An 18,708-nucleotide genomic window follows, 5' to 3' on the forward strand; every position below is an offset into this window, starting at 1 on the left:
TGCTGTGCAACGGCGTAGATTGCACACCGTTGTGTAAATGCACAGCCATGTGCAATTCAACGAGGAAGGCCACACCCAGCCATGCGACTCGTCGTGACCGAACCGGCCGAGAGGACGGACCGCCCCTACGCACGCCGCTGGTGGGCGCTCCTCGTGCTCTGCCTCAGCCTGCTGATCATCGTGATGGCCAACACCGCCCTCACCGTCGCGGCGCCCGCCATGACCGAGGACCTCGGGCTGTCCAGCGCCGACCTCCAGTGGGTGATCGACGGCTACACCGTCCCCTACGCCGCGCTGATGCTGCTGCTGGGCGCGATAGGCGACAAGTACAGCCGCCGGGGCGCGCTCGTCCTCGGACTGGTCGTGTTCGCGGGCGGCTCCGTCTTCGGCTACCTCGCCGACAGTGCCACGACCGTCATCGCCGCCCGGGCCGTGATGGGCGCCGGTGCCGCGATGATCATGCCGGCCACGCTCTCGCTGCTCGCCGCGACCTTCCCGCGCGCCGAGCGGGCCAAGGCCATCACCCTGTGGACCGCCACGGCCGGTCTCGCCATCGCGGCCGGGCCGCTGGTCGCCGGAGCGCTGCTGGAGGACCACGGCTGGTCCTCGACGTTCCTGATCAACGTGCCCGTCGCGGTCCTCGCCCTCGTCGGCGCCTTCGTCCTCGTGCCGCCGTCCAAGGCCGCGGACCGGGGTCGCATCGACTACGGCGGCGGGCTGCTGTCGGTGGTCTGGATCGCCGCGCTGGTCTACATGATCATCGAGGGGCCGCACTTCGGCTGGGGCGTCAAGGCCGTCAGCGCGGCGGTCGTCGCCGGAGCCGGGCTCGTCGCCTTCGTCCTGTGGGAGCTGCGCCACCCGCGCCCGCTCCTGGACGTCCGCCGCTTCACCGACCGCGGTTTCGCCGGGTCGAACCTGGCCGTCGCCCTGTTCTTCCTGGCGGTCTTCGGCGCCTTCTACTACCTGACGCAGCACCTCCAGTTCGTCCTCGGCTACGACGCCCTGGACACCGGCCTGCGCATGCTGCCGCTGGCGGGCGCCGTGTTCGTGGGGGCGGCCCTCACCGGCTTCCTCACGCCCCGGGTCGGCATGAAGTGGACCGTCACGGCCGGTATGGCCGGCGGCACGGCGGCCCTGGCGCTGCTCACCCGGGTCGACGCCGGTGCGTCGTACGGCGACTTCGTCGCGCCCCTGATCGTCCTCGGCCTGTCGATCGGGCTCGCGCTGTCGCCCTGCACGGACGCGATCATGGGGGCGTTCCCGGAGTCCGAACTGGGCGTCGGTGGCGCGGTCAACGACACGTCGCTGGAGCTCGGCGGTTCGCTGGGCATCGCCATCCTCGGTTCGCTGCTGGCCACGTCGTACTCCGGTCACCTCTCCGACGCGACGGCCGGCAGCAAGCTCCCTGCCTCCTCCCTGTCCACCGCCCAGGACTCCGTCGGGGCCGGATACGCCGTCGCCCGGGGCATCGGCGACAAGGCACGTCAGCTCGCCGAGCAGGCCGCCCACACCGGCGACGCCCGGCAGGCCGGGCGCCTGCGGGCCCAGGCCGAACAGCTCGGGGGCGGCGCGCGGCAGATGGCCGACGCGGTCGGATCCGCCTTCTCCGACGCGGTCGCCCACACCAGCCTGATCGGGGCCGTGGTCCTGGGCGTCGGCACGGTGGTCGTGGCGCTGCTGCTGCCAGGCAAGGGGAAGACGGTGGACGAGCCGGTGGAGGAGGACAAGGAACTGGAGCCGGCCGGAACCCGCTAGACGCATCGATCACGACAGTGGCGCCTGCCGCCGGAGGGCGGCAGGCGCCACATCCGTGCAGGGCCCTCCGGGCGGCCGGGGCGGGGGCCCTTGGGGCGTGGCTCGGCTGCGGCGCGTTCGTGCCCGGCCCTGGGAGGGGACCTCTTGGGCGTGGCCCAGGCTCGGCGGGTTCGTACCCGGCCTTGGGCGAGCCGGGATGTTCCGGCGGCCCTGGGGCACTTGGCGCCCCGAGAGCACGCCCTGCATACAGGGCCCCCGGGCGTGCAGCGCGGGGGTGAGGGCACCTCCTGGGCGTGGCTCGGCTGCGGCGCGTTCGTGCCCGGCCCTGGGAGGGGGGACCTCTTGGGCGTGGCCCAGCTTCGGCGGGTTCGTACCCGGCCTTGGGCGAGCCGGGATGTTCTGGCGGCCCCGGGGCACTTGGCGCCCCGAGAGCACGCCCCGTATGCCGCAGGGCCCCCGGGCGGGCGGCGTGAGGGTGTGGGCAGCTCCTGGGTGGAGGCTGCTGTCGGGTGGGTGGCTCGGCGCTGGGTGGGCCGGCTAGGCGCGGCCCTGACCGGCCGCCTCGTCCAGCCGGGTCCTTTCCTCCTCGGTGAGCAGCAGGTCCGCCGCGGCCGCCGAGTCCCTGATGGTCTCCGGACGGCTCGCCCCCGGGATCGGCACGACCGCCGGGGACCGGGCCAACAGCCAGGCCAGGACGACCTGCTGGGGGCTGACCCCGCGCTCCGCCGCCACCGCGTGGAAGGCGCTGAAGCGCTGCGCCCCCTCGGTGCGTGACGGACCGTCCAGGGAACTGCGCGACAGCCCGCCGAGCGGGCTCCACGGCAGGAACGCCAGCCCCAGCTCCGCGCACAGCCGCAGCTCCGGCTCACTGTCCCGGACGGCGGGGGAGTACCGGTTCTGCACCGACACCAGACGGTCGCCGAGGATCTCCCGCGCCCGGCGGATCTGGTCCGCGTCCGTGTTGGACACACCGGCCAGCCGGATCGTGCCCGCGTCGAGCAGCTCGCGCAGCGCTCCGACGGACTCCTCGAAAGGCACCGCGGGGTCGGGCTTGTGCAGCTGGTAGAGGCCGATCGCCTCCACTCCCAGTCGCTCGCGCGACGCCTCCGCGGCCGCTTTGAGGTGGCGGGGGTGGCCGTTCACCGTCCAGTCGCCGTTCGCCGGGCGGCCGCGGCCGCCCTTCGTCGCCACCAGGACGCCGGAGGTGTCACCGCCGTAGGAGGCCAGCGCCCGGGCCACCAGGCGTTCGTTGTGGCCGGGTTCCGCCCCGGGCAGGTGGTAGGAGTCGGCCGTGTCCAGCAGGGTCACGCCCGCGTCGAGCGCGGCGTGCACCGTGGCCAGCGCGCGTGCCTCGTCCGGCCGGCCCTCGATGGACAGCGGCATCGCCCCCAGCCCGATCGCGCTCACCCGCAGCCCGCCCAGTGTCCGGTAGCGCATGTCAGCCGCCCTTCCCGAGCGTCTCGGCCACGGCACGCGGCAGCCACCGCCGCGTGTCGGTGAAGCCGAACCCCAGCCCGGCCGCCCGGCCGCCGTCCATGCCGTAGGAGCGGCGGAAGGAGAACGGCGAGACCTCACCGACCCGCACCGGACGGAACACCACCCGCCCGCCCGGGACATGAGCGGCCACCGCCTCGCACAGCTCCTCGGTGCTCAGCGCCCCGGGCGCGGCGGCGTTCACCGGCCCGGTGAAGTCCTCGCCCGCCGCCCAGGCCAGGAAACGGGCGGCCTCCTCGACGTACACATAGGTGGCCGGCCGGTTCACCGTCGGCACGGCGATCGGCTCGCCGGTGCGGATCCGCTCGGCGTAGTGGGCCAGCCTGCCCGTGAAGTCGTCGTCGCCGCCCAGCACATGGGCCATCCGCACCGTCGCGCAGGGGAACGCCGCGCCGCCGCCCGCGAGGACCGCCTCGGCCTGCCGCTTGCCCTCCCCGTAGTGCGCCTCGGCGAAGACCGGGTCGTCCCAGGGCAGGTCCAGGTCGACCGGGACGGTGGCCGGGGCGAGGGCCTCCTCGCGCAGCAGGGCGGGGGAGTCCTCGTACTCGTACACCTCGACCGTCGAGGTCATCACATAGCGCCGGGTACGGCCGGTGAAGACACGGCGGGCGATCGCCGCCTGGCGCGGGGTGTAGCAGACCTGGTCGACGACGACGTCGTAGACCCGGGAGCCGAGCGCGCCGGTCAGCGACCGCTCGTCGTCGCGGTCGGCGAGCAGGTGCTCCGCCCCGGCGGGTGGCGGGGAGGAGCCCCGGTTCAGCACGGTGACGCGGTGGCCTTCGGCGAGCAGCCGTGCGATCAGACGCTTCCCGACGTAACGGTTCCCGCCGATGACCAGCACATCCAGGGGTTTTTCCATGGCCATAATTCTCCCGGCGTACATCGACGCCCTGAAGGGGGAACCATGGGAGTTCAGGCCGCCGCGCCGAAAGAACCACGGCATCTGCGCAGCGCCGCCGACGAAACATCGGTGGCCTTCGACGCACTGGACCGGCAGATCCTCCAGCTGCTCCAGATCGACGGCCGGATCAAGCTCAGCGAGCTGGGCCGGCGGGTCAGGCTCAGTCCCGCCGCCGTCACCGAGCGGGTGCGGCGGCTGGAGGCGGCCGGGGTGATCAGCGGCTACGGCGCCCACGTCGTACCGGCCCGGCTCGGCTACGGCATCCAGGCGTTCATCCGCGTCGACCCGCACGGCGGGTACACGCTCAAGCACCCCAGGACCCTGGAACTGACGGAACGCCCCGAGATCATCGAGGTGCACCACGTGGTCGGGGAGGACTGCTGGATCCTCAAGGTCGCCGTCCGGGACACCGTCCACCTGGAAGAGGTCCTGGAGAACGTCTCCGCGCTCGGCCGCACCACCACGTCGGTCGTGCTGACCTCCCCGGTGGAGCGCAAACCGCTGTTGCCTTGACGCGGGGGTCAAGGATTACGTTCGGGGACATGCGAATCGGCGAGCTGGCCGCACGGGCCGGGACCACGACGCGGACGCTGCGGTACTACGAGTCCCGGGGACTGCTCCCCGCGCGGCGCACCGGCAACGGATACCGGACCTACGACGAGAGCGATCTGCGGCTGCTGCGGCAGATCAGGACGCTCCAGGACTTCGGGTTCGACCTGGAGGAGACGCGGCCCTTCGTGGAGTGTCTGCGCGCCGGGCACCCCGAGGGCGACTCGTGCCCGGCCTCGCTCGCGGTCTACCGGCGCAAGCTGGACGAACTCGACTCGCTCATCGGGCAGCTGACCGGGGTGCGGGAGACCGTCGCACGGCAGCTGGAGCGGGCCGAGCTGGCGCGGGCCGAACTGGCCGCCGAGGCGGAGGTTCCGGGCGGTCCGGAACCGGTGTGCGAGCTGGGAGGGGATGCATGGTGACCCATGTGACCGAGGTGACGGACGCGGACTTCGACGCGGAGGTGATCGGCGCGGAGCTGCCGGTGCTGGTGGAGTTCACCGCCGACTGGTGCCCGCCGTGCCGGCAGATGGGCCCGGTGCTCAAGGCCCTGGCCTCCGAGGAGAGCGAGCGGCTGAAGGTCGTGCAGCTGAACGTCGACACCAGCCCGGCGACGACCAACGCCTACAAGGTGCTGTCCATGCCGACCTTCATGGTGTTCCGCGGCGGCGAGCCCGTGAAGGCGATGGTCGGCGCGCGGGCCAAGCGGCGGCTGCTGGAGGAACTCGCGGACGTGCTGTAGAGGCCGGCCCGGTTCGTGCCCGGAATGAGGAAATCCCCCGAGCAATTGCGCTCGGGGGATTTCCTTGCGTATATTTGTCTGTTCGTGACTTCGATGGATTGAGGTCACGGAGAAGTTCAGTGAGCACAGTATATCCGGGCGGGAGTGGAATTGTCAAACACCGAATTTCCGGACGATGAATTGCGACAGGAACAGGAATTCATCGACGAGTTGTACGCGCGCGTGGACGCGCTGCGCGGCGACGCCGAGACCTCCGTCACGGACGCCCTCGCGCAGGGCAACACCCCCATGCAGGCCAGACTCGAGCGGGACATCCTCGTGGCCGAGCGCTCCGGGCTGCTCGCCGCGCTGAACGCGGTGGACGGCTCCCTGTGCTTCGGCCGGATCGACCTCACCTCGGGCGTCACCCACCACATCGGCCGGATCGGCCTGCGCACCGACGACGCCGAGCGCACCCCCGTCCTCATCGACTGGCGCGCCGACGTCGCCCGCCCCTTCTACCTGGCCACCGGGCACACCCCGATGGGACTCAGGCGCCGCCGGCACATCGCCACCGACGGCCGCACGGTCACCCACCTGCACGACGAGATCCTCGACCTCGGCGACGAGACCCGCACCGGTCACGAGGACCCGACGGGCGACGCCGTGCTGCTCGCCGCTCTCAATTCGGCGCGCACCGGGCGCATGGGCGACATCGTGCAGACCATCCAGGCCGACCAGGACCGCATCATCCGCGCCCCGCACCGCGGCGTCATGGTGGTGGAGGGCGGCCCGGGCACCGGCAAGACGGCCGTCGCCCTGCACCGCGCGGCCTATCTGCTCTACGAGCACCGGGAGCTGCTCGCCAAACGGGCCGTGCTGATCGTCGGGCCCAACCCGGCGTTCCTCGGCTACATCGGCGAGGTGCTGCCCTCGCTCGGCGAGACCGGCGTGCTCCTGGCCACCGTCGGCGAGCTGTACCCGGGCGTGAAGGCGACCGCCACCGACACCCCCGAGGCCGCCGCCGTGAAGGGCAGAGCCGACATGGCCGACGTCCTCGCCGAGGCGGTCCGCGGCCGGCAGGCGCTGCCCGACCCGGTCATCGCCATCGAGCACGACCGCGAGGTCCTGATGCTCGACGACGGCCTGGTCAACGTCGCCCGGGAGCGCGCCCGTGCCGCCAAGCTGCCGCACAACGCCGCCCGTGAGCACTTCGAGGGCCACATCCTCAACGCCCTCACCGACCTGTACGCCGAGCGGATCGGCACCGACCCCTTCGACGGGTCCAGCCTGCTCGACCCCAGCGACATCACCCAGATCCGCGACGACCTCGCCGAGAACCCCGAGGTGTGGGCGGCCATCGACCAGCTGTGGCCGGTGCTCACCCCGCAGCGGCTCGTCGCGGACCTCCTCGCCGCACCCGAGGAGTTCCTGCCCGCCGAGGACGCCGACGCCGTACGCCGCCCCGTGACCCGGCACTGGACCGTCGCGGACGTGCCGCTGCTCGACGAGGCCGCCGAACTGCTCGGCGAGGACGACCGGCTCGCCCGCGAGCGCGCCGAGCGCGAGCGGGAGCGCCAGATCGCCTACGCGCAGGGCGTGCTGGAGGTGTCGTACGCGTCCCGGACCTACGAGTTCGAGGACAAGGAGGAGGACGACCCCGAGAGCTCGGAGGTGCTGTCCGCGCACGACATCATCGACGCCGAGCGGTTCGCCGAGCGGCACGAGGAGGACGACCACCGCAGCGCCGCCGAGCGCGCCGCCGCCGACCGCACCTGGGCGTTCGGCCACATCATCGTCGACGAGGCGCAGGAGCTGTCGCCGATGGCGTGGCGACTGCTGATGCGGCGCAGCCCGACCCGCTCGATGACCCTGGTCGGGGACCCCGCCCAGACCGCGGAGGCCGCCGGTGTCGGCTCCTGGTCGGACATCCTCGCCCCGTACGTCGAGGACCGCTGGGAGCACACCAGGCTGGGCGTCAACTACCGCACCCCGGCCGAGATCATGGACGTCGCGGCGGCCGTGGTGCGTGCCGAGCAGCCGGACTTCGAGCCGCCCAGCTCGGTCCGCTCCACGGGCGTACGCCCCTGGGCCCGGGCCACCGACGACCTCCCCGGCGCCGTGGCCAAGGCGGTCGGGGAGCTCACCCCCGCCGAGGGACGGCTCGCGGTGATCGCGCCGCGCGACCTGCACCGCTCCCTCGCGGCCCGGCTGGACGGCGTGACGGCGGGCGCCGAGCCCGACCTCACACGCTCGGTGGTCCTGCTGGACCCGCGCCAGGCCAAGGGTCTGGAGTTCGACTCCGTCCTCGTGGTCGAGCCGGGCCGGTACGGCACCAGCGACCTGTACGTGGCCCTGACCCGGGCCACCCAGCGGCTGGGCGTGCTGCACACCGGCGCACTGCCGAAGCCCCTCGCGGACGCGTTCGCGTGACCGGCCGGCCCCGTGCCCGCCCGGGCACGGGGCCTACCCCGACAGCGACGGCCTACCCCAACAGCGACCTCGGATCCCGCAGGGCGTGCCGCAGTCCCGCCGCGAGCGGTACGACCGTCAGGGCGAAGAAGACCCAGAACAGGAACTCGGCCCCGGGCGCCAGTTCGTACACGGTGCCGTCCTCCCACCGGCAGTAGGCCCTCGGCGGAAACGGGGTGGAGACCGCGGACACCCTTCCGCTGCCGATGACACCCTCCTGGTACGCCTCCCTGGGGCAGGGGGCGGTCTCCGGGAACAGGACGGGATCGTCCGCCGCCATGATGAACAGCCAGGTGAGAGCGCCGAGGGGCGCCGACCAGAAGACCGAGGTCTTCACCCACAGCGGCAGCAGCGGATGCATCAGCAGACCCTGGAGCGCGACCCGGCCGGCCACCAGCACGGCGAAGACCACCAGCAGCGTCATCGACTTCCCCGCTCCGTCGCGGCGTTCCCGGGTGGCTCGGGCAGCCAGTCACGCGCCGGGTCGTACTCCAGCCACCTGCTCGGGCCCGCCTGCGCGGCGAGGGCGGTGGTGAGGGTGCCGAGCCCGGGGTGCCCGCCGCCGGTGCGCCACACCAGCGACCAGGCGTACAGCGGCGTGGGATCGACCAGCGGGACGGAGCGCAACCCCGGTACGTCCGGCAGGGGCACGTCGGCGGGCAGCAGCGAGAAGCGGCGCGGGTCCCCGGCCACCTCGGAGAGGAAGTGGGCGAGGCCCAGGTTGAGGGTGGTGGCCGTGGTGGGGATGCCGAAGCGGTGGGCGAACCGGTGCAGGAAGTCGAGCCGGTCCAGCGCCCCGGGCGCCCACAGCACACTCCCGCTCAACTGCCCGGGCCGCACGGCCGGTTCGGCGGCGAGCGGATGGTCCGCGCCGAGCACGGCGTCCACCGGCTCCAGACGTACCAGGCGGTGTGCGAGCCCTTCGGGCAGCGGAGGGTGCACCCGGCCGAAGGCCGCGTCGATGTCACCGCGCAGCAGGGCCGCCGTCACCGACGGCAGATCACGGCCGTGCCCCAGCACCAGGTCCCCGGCGTCCGCCGCGACCCGGGCCAGGGTCCGCATCGGCGCGTAGAGGTGCCCCCAGACGTCGACCCGCAGGGGCCGGTCCGTCCCCACGGCCGCGGCGACGGCCGACTCGGCGGCGGCCAGGGCCTGCCGGGCCGGTGCCAGAAAACGCCGCCCCGCCTCGGTGAGGGCGACCGCCTTGCCTCCGCGCTCGAACAACGCGGCGCCCAGGAGCGATTCGAGCCGGGCGATCCGCTTGGACACCGCCTGCTGGGAGAGTCCCATCGCGTCGGCCGCCCGCCCGAAGTGCAGTTCCTCGGCGGCGCGTACGAAGGCCCGTACCTGCGCCATGTCGAGATCCATGGCTCCTCACCCTAGGCGACAACCGAAAGGTGTCGGTCCTGCTCGTCCGTTGTTGGATCACGGGGCGACCGCGGAGGTTACATGTCCGGCATGCGAAGACTGATTCCCACGGGGCTCCCAGCGCGTCCGGTCGCGTTCGCCGAGGTCCCGCCGCCCGTACCGGAGCCCGACGAAGCGCTCGTCAAGGTCGAGGCGTTCGCGCCGAACCGGGGCGAGACGTTCCTCCTCGAACACCCCCGCCCGGGGCTGCTGCCCGGCAAGGATGTCGCGGGACTCGTCGTGCAGGCCGCCGCCGACGGCTCGGGCCCCGCCATCGGCACCCGCGTGGCCGGACACCCCGCGCAGGGCGGCTGGGCCGAGTACGCCGCCGTACCCACCCACTCCCTCGCCCCGCTCCCGGACGGCGTCGACAGCGTCCGGGCGGCGGCCCTGCCCCTCGCGGGCATCACCGCCCTGCGCCTGCTGCGCGCCACCGGCTCCCTCACGGGCAGGCGCGTGCTGCTGACCGGTGCCTCGGGCGGGGTCGGCCACCTCGTCACCGAACTGGCCGTCGGAGCCGGAGCCGAGCTGACGGCGGTGACGGCCACGCCGGAGCGCGGCGAGCGGCTCGCGGAGCTGGGCGCGCGGGTCGTGCACCAGGTGGCGGCGGCACAGGGCCCGTTCGACGTCGTCCTGGAGTCCACGGGCGGACCGGAGCTGCCCGAGGCCCTGTCGAAGACGCGCCCCGGCGGCCTCGCCGTCTGGTTCGGCCAGGCGAGCCGCACCCCCGCGACCCTCGACTTCTTCGCCCTCCTCAACGGTCCCGAGCGCGTCACCCTCCAGCACTTCCACTACGCCGGCGCCCCCTACGGCCCCGACCTCGCGACGCTGGTGCGCCTGGTCGAGCAGGAGCGGCTGCACCCGGAGATCGGCCGGATCGCCGACTGGTCGGAGACCGCCGAGACACTGATCGATCTGCGGGAGCGCCGGATACGCGGCAAGGCCGTCCTGCTGACCGGAGGAACCCGATGAACGTCACCGACTTCGCAGCCGCCCAGTGGACCCGTGCCACCGGCGCCGGCGTCGACCCTCACGAGTACCGGCGCCTCACCGCCGGCCTCGCCTCCCTGGCCGACTGGGGACCGGCCTTCTCCCGCACCGGACATGCCCGTAACGCTTGCGCGGAGCAGGCCGGATCGCCCGTCTCCGCGGGGGAGCACCTCCTGATGGCGGCCCGGTGGTTCCACCTCGCCACGCTCGCGCCGTACGCGGAGGCGGGACGGGCCGCCGCCGAGGCGGACCGGGCCCTGGGACGGGCGCTGTCCGTGCTGGAGCCCGGCGCCCGGCGCGTCACCGGCGACGGTTTCACCGGCTGGCTGCGCGGCCCCTCGGACGCCCCCGGCACGGTGATCGTGGTCCCCGGCCTGGACTCGGCCAAGGAGGAGTTCCTCGACCTGACGGCGGCGCTGCTCGCCAGGGGACTCGCGGTGTTCGCGATGGACGGGCCCGGGCAGGGCGCCCTCGCGGCCACGACCCCTGCCACCCCGCACTACGAGCAGGTCGTCGGCCGGGTCGTCGACGCCCTCGGCGTCCCGCGCGTCGGCCTCGTCGGGCTCAGCCTCGGCGGCTACTACGCGGCGCGGACCGCGGCCCTGGAGCCCCGCGTGGCGGCCGTCGCCACCGTCAGCGGCCCCTTCCGGCTCGACTGGGACGAACTCCCTGCGCCCGTCCGGGAGATCATGACCCGGCGGGCCGGAGGAGCCGGCGCCGCCCGCGACTTCGCCCGCCGGGTCGATCTCACCGGCCTGGCACCGCGCGTCACGGCCCCGCTGCTGGTCGTGGACGGCGGCCAGGACGTCATCCCGGGCGTGACGAACGGCGAGCCGCTGGCCCGCCTGGCACCGCACGGCACCTACCTGTCCGTCCCGCACGGCGACCACCTGCTCGGCAACGCTCGCGGTGACTGGCTGTTCCCCCTCGCCGACCACCTCGCGCACACGCTGACGGGAGCGGCGGTGTGAGCCGCTCCCGTCCACGTCCTGCCTCTCTTTCCCGGCCCTCTTACGCCGGCCGCAGCCAGACCGTCGCCAGCGGCGGCAGAGTCAGCCGGATGCTGGCCGGGCGGCCGTGCCAGGCCAGCGGCTCGGGCTTGACCGGGTCGGGGTTGGTGACATCGCTGCCGCCGTAGCGGGCCGCGTCGGTGTTGACGGCCTCGTGCCAGGCGGGGACGTCCTCGGGCACGCCCAGCCGGTAGTCCGGCCGGGTGACCGGCGCGAAGTTGGACACCGCCAGGAACGGGACGCCCTCCGGGTCCAGCCGCAGGAACGCGAGGACGTTGTCGTCGGCGGCATCCCCGACGATCCACTCGAAACCGGCGGGGTCCGTGTCGAGGCGCCACAACGCCGGGGTCGCCCGGTAGACGGTGTTGAGGTCGCGGACCAGGTCGCGCACGCCCCGGTGGTCGGCCTCGGCCCCGTAGCCCGGGTCGAGCAGCCACCAGTCGGGGCCGTGCGCCTCGGACCACTCGGCGCCCTGCGCGAACTCCTGGCCCATGAACAGCAGTTGCTTGCCCGGGTGGGCCCACATGAAGCCCAGGTAGGACCGGACCCCGGCGCGCTGATGCCACCAGTCGCCCGGCATCTTCGACACCAGCGAGCCCTTGCCGTGCACGACCTCGTCGTGCGAGATCGGCAGCACGTAGTTCTCGCTGTACGCGTACACCATCGAGAACGTCATCTCGCCGTGGTGGTACTTGCGGTGCACCGGCTCGTGGCTCATGTACTGCAACGTGTCGTGCATCCAGCCCATGTTCCACTTCAGCCCGAACCCGAGTCCGCCGAAGCCGCTCGGGCCCTTGTGGTGGGTGGCCCGCGTGACGCCGTCCCACGCGGTGGACTCCTCGGCGATGGTCACCACGCCGGGCACCCTGCGGTACACCGTCGCGTTCATCTCCTGAAGGAACGCCACCGCGTCCAGGTTCTCCCGGCCGCCGTGCTCGTTCGGCGTCCACTGCCCCGCCTCGCGCGAGTAGTCCAGGTAGAGCATGGACGCCACCGCGTCCACGCGCAGCCCGTCGATGTGGAACTCCTCGCACCAGTACACGGCGTTGGCCACGAGGAAGTTGCGCACCTCGTTGCGGCCGAAGTCGAACTCCAGCGTGCCCCAGTCGGGGTGCGCGGCCCGCAGCGGATCCTCGTGCTCGTACAGCGGCCGGCCGTCGAACTCGGCCAGCGCCCAGTCGTCCCGCGGGAAGTGCGCCGGCACCCAGTCCATCAGGACCCCGATCCCGGCCTGGTGCAGCTTGTCGACCAGGTACCGGAAGTCGTCCGGGGTGCCCAGCCGGGCCGTCGGCGCGTAGAAACCGGTGACCTGATAGCCCCAGGACCCGCCGAACGGGTGCTCCGCGACCGGCATCAGCTCGACGTGGGTGAAGCCCAGGTTCTTGACGTACCCGGGGAGCTGCTCGGCCAGTTGACGGTACGTCAGTCCAGGACGCCAGGACGGCAGATGGATCTCGTACACCGAGAACGGCGCCTCGTGCGCCGGGGTCTCGGCACGCCGGGCCACCCACTCGGCGTCGCCCCACTCGTAGTGGGAGGACGTGATGACCGACGAGGTCGCCGGCGGCACCTCCGTGCGGCGTGCCATCGGGTCGGCGCGCATCGACCTCGAACCGTCGGACCGGGTGATCTCGAACTTGTACAGCTCGCCCTCGCCGACGTCCGGCAGGAACAGCTCCCACACCCCGGACGAGCCCAGCGACCGCATGACGTGTCCGGTGCCGTCCCAGAAGTTGAAGGTGCCCGCCACGCGCACCCCGCGCGCGTTCGGCGCCCACACCGCGAAGCGGGTGCCGGTCACGCCCTGGTGCGTCATGGGGTGGGCGCCCAGCGCCGTCCACAGCTCCTCGTGCCGGCCCTCGCCGATGAGGTGCAGGTCGAGGTCGCCCAGCGTGGGCAGGAAGCGGTACGCGTCCTCGGTCTCCAGGACCGTCCCCTCGTACTCCACGACCAGCCGGTACGCGGGGACCTCCCGCAGCGGCAGCAGCCCGGAGAAGAACCCCTCCCCGTCGGCGTGCAGTTGGGCGCGCAGCTCTCCGGTGACGACGGTGACCGACAGGGCGTACGGCCGGAACGCCCGGAAGGCGATGCCGCCGGGCACGGGGTGCGCGCCGAGCACGGAGTGCGGGTCGTGGTGGGTGCCGCCGAGCAGCCGCTCCCGGTCCACCGCGTCGACGGCGGGTGAGACGGCGACCTCCATCTCCGGAGGGGTCACCTGGGCGGACCCGGCCGTCCCGGCGGGAGCCTCGCGCGCGAGGGCCGTCTCGGCGGGGGCCCCGGCCGTGGCCGCCTTCTTGACCGCGGTCCTCTTGACGGCGGTCTTCTTGGCGGTCGCCTTCTTCGTGGTCGTCTTCGCCGGGGCGGCCTTGGTGGCCGGCGTCTTCGCGGCCGTGGACTTCGCCGCCGTCGCCTTCGTCGCGGCGGCCTTCTTCGTGACGGCCTTCTTGGCAGCGGCCTTCTTCGCGGGCACCGCCTTCTCGGCCGCCTCCGCCCCCGGGGCCGCCTTCGTCGCGGCGGCCTTCACGGGCGCGGCCTTCTTCGCCGCCGCCTTCTCGGCTGCCGCCTTCCGGGCGGTCGTCTTCCCGGCGGCCGTCCTCTTCGCGACGGCCTCCTTGGTGACCGTCTTCTTCGCGGTCGTCTTCGCCGGTGTCGCCTTCTTGGCCGCGGCCTTCACCGCCGGTGACTGCGCGGCGGGCGTCTTCTTGGCGGCGGCCTTCTTCGCGGCGGCCGTCTTCTTCGCCGCTGCCTGCTTCGGCACCGCCGTCTTCTTCGCGGCGCTCTTGCGCTGGGCGGCCGTGGGCTGCTCGGGGATCTTCTCCCCGGCGGTCCCCTTGGGATGCGAACCGCTGGACTCAGGGCGGGGGGTCACGGGCGGAGCCTCCAGGACGAGGGTCGGTCAGGTCAGGTGGCCGGACGAGGCGAGCCGGTCTATGGCGGCCAGGGGCACCGGCAGCCAGTCGGGGCGGTGCCGGGCCTCGTACACCACCTCGTAGATCGCCTTGTCCGTCTCGTAGGCCCGCAGCAGCACCGGGTCGGTGCGCGGGTCGTGGCCGGAGGCCTCGGCATAGCCGGAGCAGAACGCGGAACGGCAGGTCTCGGCCCAGTCCGGCCGGGGAGGGTCGATCGAGCGGGCCGCGTAGTCGAAGGACCGCAGCATGCCGGCGACGTCCCGCACCACCGGCTGCGGCATGCGCCGCTCGGCGAGCGGGCGGGCCGGCTCGCCCTCGAAGTCGATCAGCCACCACTCGCCGGACGGGGAGCGCAGGCACTGGCCGAGGTGCAGATCGCCGTGCACCCGCTGCGCGGTCCAGGTGCCGCCCTCGGCGGCCAGATCGCCCAGCGCCGTGAACGCCGACCGCAGTCCACCGGCGTACGGCCGCAGCGCGGGCACCGCCTGGACGGCCGCCTCCAGCCGCTCGATCATGCCGTCGACCATCAGCCGGAGCTGCATGTGACCGAGGGTGACGGTCGGCAACGCCCGGGCCAGCGCGGTGTGCACCTCGGCGGTCGCCCGCCCCAGGGCCCGCGCCTCGGCGCCGAAGTCCTCCCCCTTGGCCAGTTCGCGCAGCGCCAGCTCCCAGCCGTCGGTGGCGCCCTGGAGGAACGGCTGGAGCACCCCGAGGACGTACGGCTGGCCCGCGGGGTCGGCCGGGCCGGTCGTGACGACCGGGTCCGCCGTGGGGGAGATGTCCGCGACCATCCAGGCCGTCGGGGCGGGAACCCGGGGGCAGCCCTCGCGGGCCAGGGCGAGCGGCAGCTCCAGGTCGGGGTTGACGCCGGGCACGATCCGGCGCAACAGCTTCAGGATGAACGTATCTCCGTAGACGATCGAGGAGTTGGACTGCTCGGCGGTCACCACGCGCGGCACCAGCCCCGAGCGGATGTCCTGCCCCGGGTCGCGGTCGAAGCGGAGCCTGCCGACCCGGGCCCGGGTGCGCAGCGCCTCCAGGAGCAGTTCGGCCGGCCGGGAGTCGTGCAGGGCGTCGTAGACGGTCCGGCCGGCCAGCGGACCCGTCGGCACGTGTCCGATGAGCGCGGGCGCCAGCCGAGGCGGCAGCGCCTCGCGCACGCCTATCAGCAACTGGTAGCAGTCACCGGGGTGGCCCGGCGCGCCATGGGACGGCACGACGGGCTGATGGGCGCGCACGAGCAGGTGGTACAGGCCGAGCTTGGAGGTGGCCGGGAGCAGCTCCGTGGCCTCGACCAGCGTGAACCCGGTGACCGGCCGCCCCTTGCCCGCGAACCAGCGCTGCCGCGGCAGCCATTCCCGCAGCAGTGGATCCAGGGAGGCAAGGAGGCCGGGCGGGGTGGTGACGGTGCGTGTGACGGCTTCCGACATGGCGTCGCGTCCTTTCACCCGTGATCGGTGCGCCTCCGGCGCCTGTGGCGGGCCCCGGACGGCGCTCCTCCGGCTCACGCGGGTGGGCGGGGTGTTACTGATGCGTGCCCCGGGCGGGGCGGAGGAAACGCCCCGCCGCCGGGGTTTGCCGCCCGCCCCGCGCATCAGGCCTCAACAGGCCTTTTCAGGCCTCACATGGTCTCCTTGCGGAGCCTGAACCAGTAGAACCCGTGGCCCCCGAGGGTCAGCAGGTACGGCAGCTCGCCGATCGCCGGGAAGCGGACCCCGCCGAACAGCTCCACCGGGTGCCGCCCCTCGAAGGCGCTCAGGTCCAGTTCCGTGGGCTGTGCGAAACGGGAGAAGTTGTTCACGCACAGCACCAGGTCGTCCTCGTACTCCCGCAGGAACGCCAGGACCGCCGGGTTGGACGACGGCAGCTCCGTGTAGGAGCCGAGGCCGAAGGCCGGGTTCTGTTTGCGGATCTCGATCATGCGGCGGGTCCAGTGCAGCAGCGACGAGGGTGAGGCCATGGACGCCTCGACGCTCGTGACCTGGTAGCCGTAGACCGGGTCCATGATCGTGGGCAGGAACAGCCGGCCGGGATCGCACGAGGAGAATCCCGCGTTGCGGTCCGGGGTCCACTGCATCGGCGTGCGCACCGCGTCGCGGTCGCCGAGCCAGATGTTGTCGCCCATGCCGATCTCGTCGCCGTAGTACAAGATCGGCGAGCCCGGCAGCGACAGCAGCAGGGCCGTGAACAGCTCGATCTGGTTGCGGTCGTTGTCCAGCAGGGGGGCGAGCCGCCTGCGGATGCCGATGTTGGCGCGCATGCGGGGGTCCTTGGCGTACTCGGCCCACATGTAGTCGCGCTCTTCGTCGGTGACCATTTCGAGCGTGAGCTCGTCGTGGTTGCGCAGGAAGATGCCCCACTGGCAGTTCGACGGAATGGCCGGGGTCTTGGCCAGGATCTCGGAGACCGGGTAGCGGGACTCGCGGCGTACGGCCATGAAGATGCGCGGCATGACCGGGAAGTGGAACGCCATGTGGCACTCGTCGCCGCCGCTCGGGTAGTCGCCGAAGTAGTCGACGACGTCCTCGGGCCACTGGTTGGCCTCCGCCAGCAGCACCGTGTCCGGGTACTGGGCGTCGATCTCCTTGCGCACCCGCTTCAGGAAGTCGTGCGTCTCCGGCAGGTTCTCGCAGTTGGTGCCCTCCTGCTGGTACAGATAGGGCACCGCGTCCAGCCGGAACCCGTCGATGCCCAGGTCCAGCCAGAACTTGAGCGCGGAGATCATCTCCTCCTGCACGGCCGGGTTCTCGTAGTTGAGGTCCGGCTGGTGGGAGAAGAAACGATGCCAGTAGTACTGCTTGCGGACCGGGTCGTAGGTCCAGTTGGAGGCCTCGGTGTCGACGAAGATGATCCGGGCGTCCTGGAACTGCTTGTCGTCGTCCGCCCACACGTAGTAGTCGCCGTAGGGCCCGTCTGGGTCCTTTCTGGACTCCTGGAACCACGGGTGCTGGTCGCTGGTGTGGTTCATGACGAAGTCGATGATCACGCGCATGCCGCGCTGGTGGGCGGCGTCGACGAACTCCACGAAGTCGGCCAGGTCGCCGAACTCCGGCAGCACGGCCGTGTAGTCGGAGACGTCGTAGCCGCCGTCGCGCAGCGGGGACTTGAAGAAGGGCGGCAGCCACAGGCAGTCGACGCCGAGCCACTGGAGGTAGTCGAGTTTGGCGGTCAGGCCCTTGAGGTCGCCGACGCCGTCGCCGTTGCTGTCCTGGAACGAGCGGACGAGCACCTCGTAGAACACGGCGCGTTTGAACCACTCCGGGTCACGGTCCCGGGCGGGGGTGTCCTCGAAGGTGTCCTGGACGGGTTCGTTGACGATCATGTTGTGGGTGACCCTCCGATCTCCGGGGTGGACGGTCGCAGGACCGTGAAGACGTGCGCGGGCCTGTGACCCGGTTCGAGGCGCACGTAGTTGGTCCTGCCCCAGTGGTAGGTCTCGCCGGTGAGCTCGTCGCGCACCGGCACCGACTCGTGCCAGTCCAGGCCGAGTTGCGGCATGTCCAACGAGACCGTCGCCTCCTGGGTGTGGTGGGGGTCGAGGTTGGCGACCACCAGAACCGTGTTCGAACCCTTCCGCTTCGAGTAGACGATCACCGCCTCCTGGTCCGCGTGGTGGAAGTGCAGGTCGCGCAGCTGCTGGAGGGCCGGGTTCTCCCGGCGGACGGTGTTGAGCCGGGTGAGCAGCGGGGCGATGCTGCGGCCCTCGCGTTCGGCGCTCTCCCAGTCGCGGGGCCTGAGCTGGTATTTCTCCGAGTCCAGGTACTCCTCGCTGCCCTCCTTCAGCGGGGTGTTCTCGCACAGTTCGTAGCCGGAGTAGATGCCCCAGGCCGGGGAGAGGGTCGCCGCGAGCACGGCCCGCACCTCGAAGGCGGGCCGGCCACCGTGCTGGAGGTAGGCGTGCAGGATGTCGGGGGTGTTGGGGAAGAAGTTCGGCCGCATGTAGGAGGCCGCCTCACCCGACAGCTCCGTCAGGTACTCGGTGAGTTCTTCCTTGGTGTTGCGCCAGGTGAAGTAGGTGTAGGACTGCTGGAAGCCGATCTGGGCCAGGGTGTGCATCATCGCCGGGCGGGTGAACGCCTCCGCCAGGAAGATCACGTCGGGGTCGGTGCGGTTGACGTCCGCGATGACCCGTTCCCAGAACACCACCGGCTTGGTGTGCGGGTTGTCCACGCGGAAGATCCGCACCCCGCAGTCCATCCAGTGCCGCAGCACCCGGCAGGTCTCGGCGACCAGCCCGTCCATGTCGGCGTCGAAGGCGATGGGGTAGATGTCCTGGTACTTCTTCGGCGGGTTCTCCGCATAGGCGATGGTGCCGTCGGGGCGGTGGTGGAACCACTCGGGGTGCTTGTGCACCCAGGGGTGGTCCGGGGAGCACTGCAACGCGAAGTCCAGCGCCACCTCCATGCCCAGCTCCCGCGCCCGCCCGACGAACCAGACGAAGTCCTCCAGCGTGCCCAGGTCCGGATGCACCGCGTCGTGCCCGCCCTCCGGCGAACCGAT

Annotated in this window: 15 protein-coding genes; 7 read left to right on the forward strand and 8 right to left on the reverse strand. The window is 72.3% G+C overall.

The window, feature by feature from the left end; translation table 11 throughout:
* The first annotated feature begins 81 nt into the window (after positions 1–81).
* A complete protein-coding gene (locus tag AC0665_RS04710) occupies positions 82–1,755 on the forward strand; it encodes an MFS transporter (RefSeq protein WP_478610042.1) in 1,674 nt (557 codons plus the stop codon).
* A gap of 537 nt (positions 1,756–2,292) precedes the next feature.
* Here AC0665_RS04710 and AC0665_RS04715 read toward each other — a convergent pair.
* Together AC0665_RS04715 and AC0665_RS04720 are read right to left on the reverse strand one after the other, a co-directional pair.
* Entirely contained in the window at positions 2,293–3,192 is a 900-nt protein-coding gene (locus AC0665_RS04715) for an aldo/keto reductase (protein WP_478704414.1), read from the reverse strand.
* Position 3,193: 1 nt separating this feature from the next.
* Positions 3,194–4,108, reverse strand: a complete 915-nt coding sequence (locus AC0665_RS04720) for an NAD-dependent epimerase/dehydratase family protein (RefSeq protein ID WP_478704415.1) — start codon at positions 4,106–4,108, stop codon at positions 3,194–3,196.
* A gap of 45 nt (positions 4,109–4,153) precedes the next feature.
* Here AC0665_RS04720 and AC0665_RS04725 point away from each other — a divergent pair, with 45 nt between their 5' ends.
* From AC0665_RS04725 to AC0665_RS04740, 4 genes are all read left to right on the forward strand, one after another.
* Positions 4,154–4,663 (forward strand): Lrp/AsnC family transcriptional regulator, encoded by a 510-nt coding sequence (locus tag AC0665_RS04725; RefSeq protein ID WP_363118298.1) that lies wholly within the window; start codon positions 4,154–4,156, stop codon positions 4,661–4,663.
* Positions 4,664–4,692: 29 nt separating this feature from the next.
* Positions 4,693–5,121: a MerR family transcriptional regulator gene (locus tag AC0665_RS04730; protein WP_468414759.1), complete on the forward strand. Its 429-nt coding sequence runs from the start codon at positions 4,693–4,695 to the stop codon at positions 5,119–5,121.
* Between the two features lie 5 nt (positions 5,122–5,126).
* Positions 5,127–5,441: a thioredoxin family protein gene (locus AC0665_RS04735; protein ID WP_468414793.1), complete on the forward strand. Its 315-nt coding sequence runs from the start codon at positions 5,127–5,129 to the stop codon at positions 5,439–5,441.
* A gap of 180 nt (positions 5,442–5,621) precedes the next feature.
* Entirely contained in the window at positions 5,622–7,853 is a 2,232-nt protein-coding gene (locus tag AC0665_RS04740; RefSeq protein WP_478704416.1) for a HelD family protein, read from the forward strand.
* A gap of 52 nt (positions 7,854–7,905) precedes the next feature.
* On the opposite strand, the gene AC0665_RS04745 is transcribed toward AC0665_RS04740, so the two are convergent.
* Both AC0665_RS04745 and AC0665_RS04750 read right to left on the reverse strand, forming a co-directional pair.
* Positions 7,906–8,316: a hypothetical protein gene (locus tag AC0665_RS04745; protein ID WP_478704417.1), complete on the reverse strand. Its 411-nt coding sequence runs from the start codon at positions 8,314–8,316 to the stop codon at positions 7,906–7,908.
* Entirely contained in the window at positions 8,313–9,260 is a 948-nt protein-coding gene (locus AC0665_RS04750) for a LysR family transcriptional regulator (protein ID WP_478610047.1), read from the reverse strand. Before AC0665_RS04750 ends, AC0665_RS04745 begins: the two co-directional genes overlap by 4 nt.
* A 90-nt stretch (positions 9,261–9,350) precedes the next feature.
* Between AC0665_RS04750 and AC0665_RS04755 the strand changes: the two genes are divergently transcribed.
* Both AC0665_RS04755 and AC0665_RS04760 read left to right on the forward strand, forming a co-directional pair.
* On the forward strand, positions 9,351–10,271 hold the full coding sequence (locus AC0665_RS04755) for a zinc-binding dehydrogenase (protein ID WP_478704418.1): 921 nt from the start codon (positions 9,351–9,353) through the stop codon (positions 10,269–10,271).
* A complete protein-coding gene (locus tag AC0665_RS04760) occupies positions 10,268–11,260 on the forward strand; it encodes an alpha/beta fold hydrolase (RefSeq protein ID WP_478704419.1) in 993 nt (330 codons plus the stop codon). The genes AC0665_RS04755 and AC0665_RS04760 overlap by 4 nt, the downstream gene beginning before the upstream one ends.
* A 40-nt stretch (positions 11,261–11,300) precedes the next feature.
* Here the strand turns inward: AC0665_RS04760 and glgB are convergent, their stop codons facing one another.
* From glgB to AC0665_RS04780, 4 genes are all read right to left on the reverse strand, one after another.
* Entirely contained in the window at positions 11,301–14,168 is a 2,868-nt protein-coding gene (glgB, locus tag AC0665_RS04765) for a 1,4-alpha-glucan branching enzyme (protein WP_478704420.1), read from the reverse strand.
* A 27-nt stretch (positions 14,169–14,195) separates the two neighbouring features.
* A complete protein-coding gene (locus AC0665_RS04770) occupies positions 14,196–15,638 on the reverse strand; it encodes a maltokinase N-terminal cap-like domain-containing protein (protein ID WP_363118290.1) in 1,443 nt (480 codons plus the stop codon).
* Positions 15,639–15,829: 191 nt separating this feature from the next.
* Complete coding sequence (gene treS / locus AC0665_RS04775; RefSeq protein WP_363118289.1) at positions 15,830–17,530, reverse strand: maltose alpha-D-glucosyltransferase; 1,701 nt, start codon at positions 17,528–17,530, stop codon at positions 15,830–15,832.
* Positions 17,527–18,708: alpha-amylase family glycosyl hydrolase (locus AC0665_RS04780; RefSeq protein ID WP_478704421.1), on the reverse strand; the 1,182-nt coding region annotated here is incomplete at its 5' end. The genes AC0665_RS04780 and treS, both read right to left, overlap by 4 nt.

The sequence above is a fragment of the Streptomyces sp. NPDC043685 genome (assembly GCF_056436585.1).

Bases quoted from the DNA above. Each gene is read 5' to 3' on its own strand.
- AC0665_RS04730 (WP_468414759.1), top strand. From the start codon at position 4,693: ATGCGAATCGGCGAGCTGGCCGCACGGGCCGGGACCACGACGCGGACG.
- AC0665_RS04720 (WP_478704415.1), bottom strand. From the start codon at position 4,108: ATGGAAAAACCCCTGGATGTGCTGGTCATCGGCGGGAACCGTTACGTC.
- AC0665_RS04725 (WP_363118298.1), top strand. From the start codon at position 4,154: ATGGGAGTTCAGGCCGCCGCGCCGAAAGAACCACGGCATCTGCGCAGC.
- AC0665_RS04745 (WP_478704417.1), bottom strand. From the start codon at position 8,316: ATGACGCTGCTGGTGGTCTTCGCCGTGCTGGTGGCCGGCCGGGTCGCG.
- treS (WP_363118289.1), bottom strand. From the start codon at position 17,530: ATGATCGTCAACGAACCCGTCCAGGACACCTTCGAGGACACCCCCGCC.
- AC0665_RS04710 (WP_478610042.1), top strand. From the start codon at position 82: ATGCGACTCGTCGTGACCGAACCGGCCGAGAGGACGGACCGCCCCTAC.
- AC0665_RS04760 (WP_478704419.1), top strand. From the start codon at position 10,268: ATGAACGTCACCGACTTCGCAGCCGCCCAGTGGACCCGTGCCACCGGC.
- AC0665_RS04750 (WP_478610047.1), bottom strand. From the start codon at position 9,260: ATGGATCTCGACATGGCGCAGGTACGGGCCTTCGTACGCGCCGCCGAG.
- AC0665_RS04715 (WP_478704414.1), bottom strand. From the start codon at position 3,192: ATGCGCTACCGGACACTGGGCGGGCTGCGGGTGAGCGCGATCGGGCTG.
- AC0665_RS04755 (WP_478704418.1), top strand. From the start codon at position 9,351: ATGCGAAGACTGATTCCCACGGGGCTCCCAGCGCGTCCGGTCGCGTTC.
- AC0665_RS04770 (WP_363118290.1), bottom strand. From the start codon at position 15,638: ATGTCGGAAGCCGTCACACGCACCGTCACCACCCCGCCCGGCCTCCTT.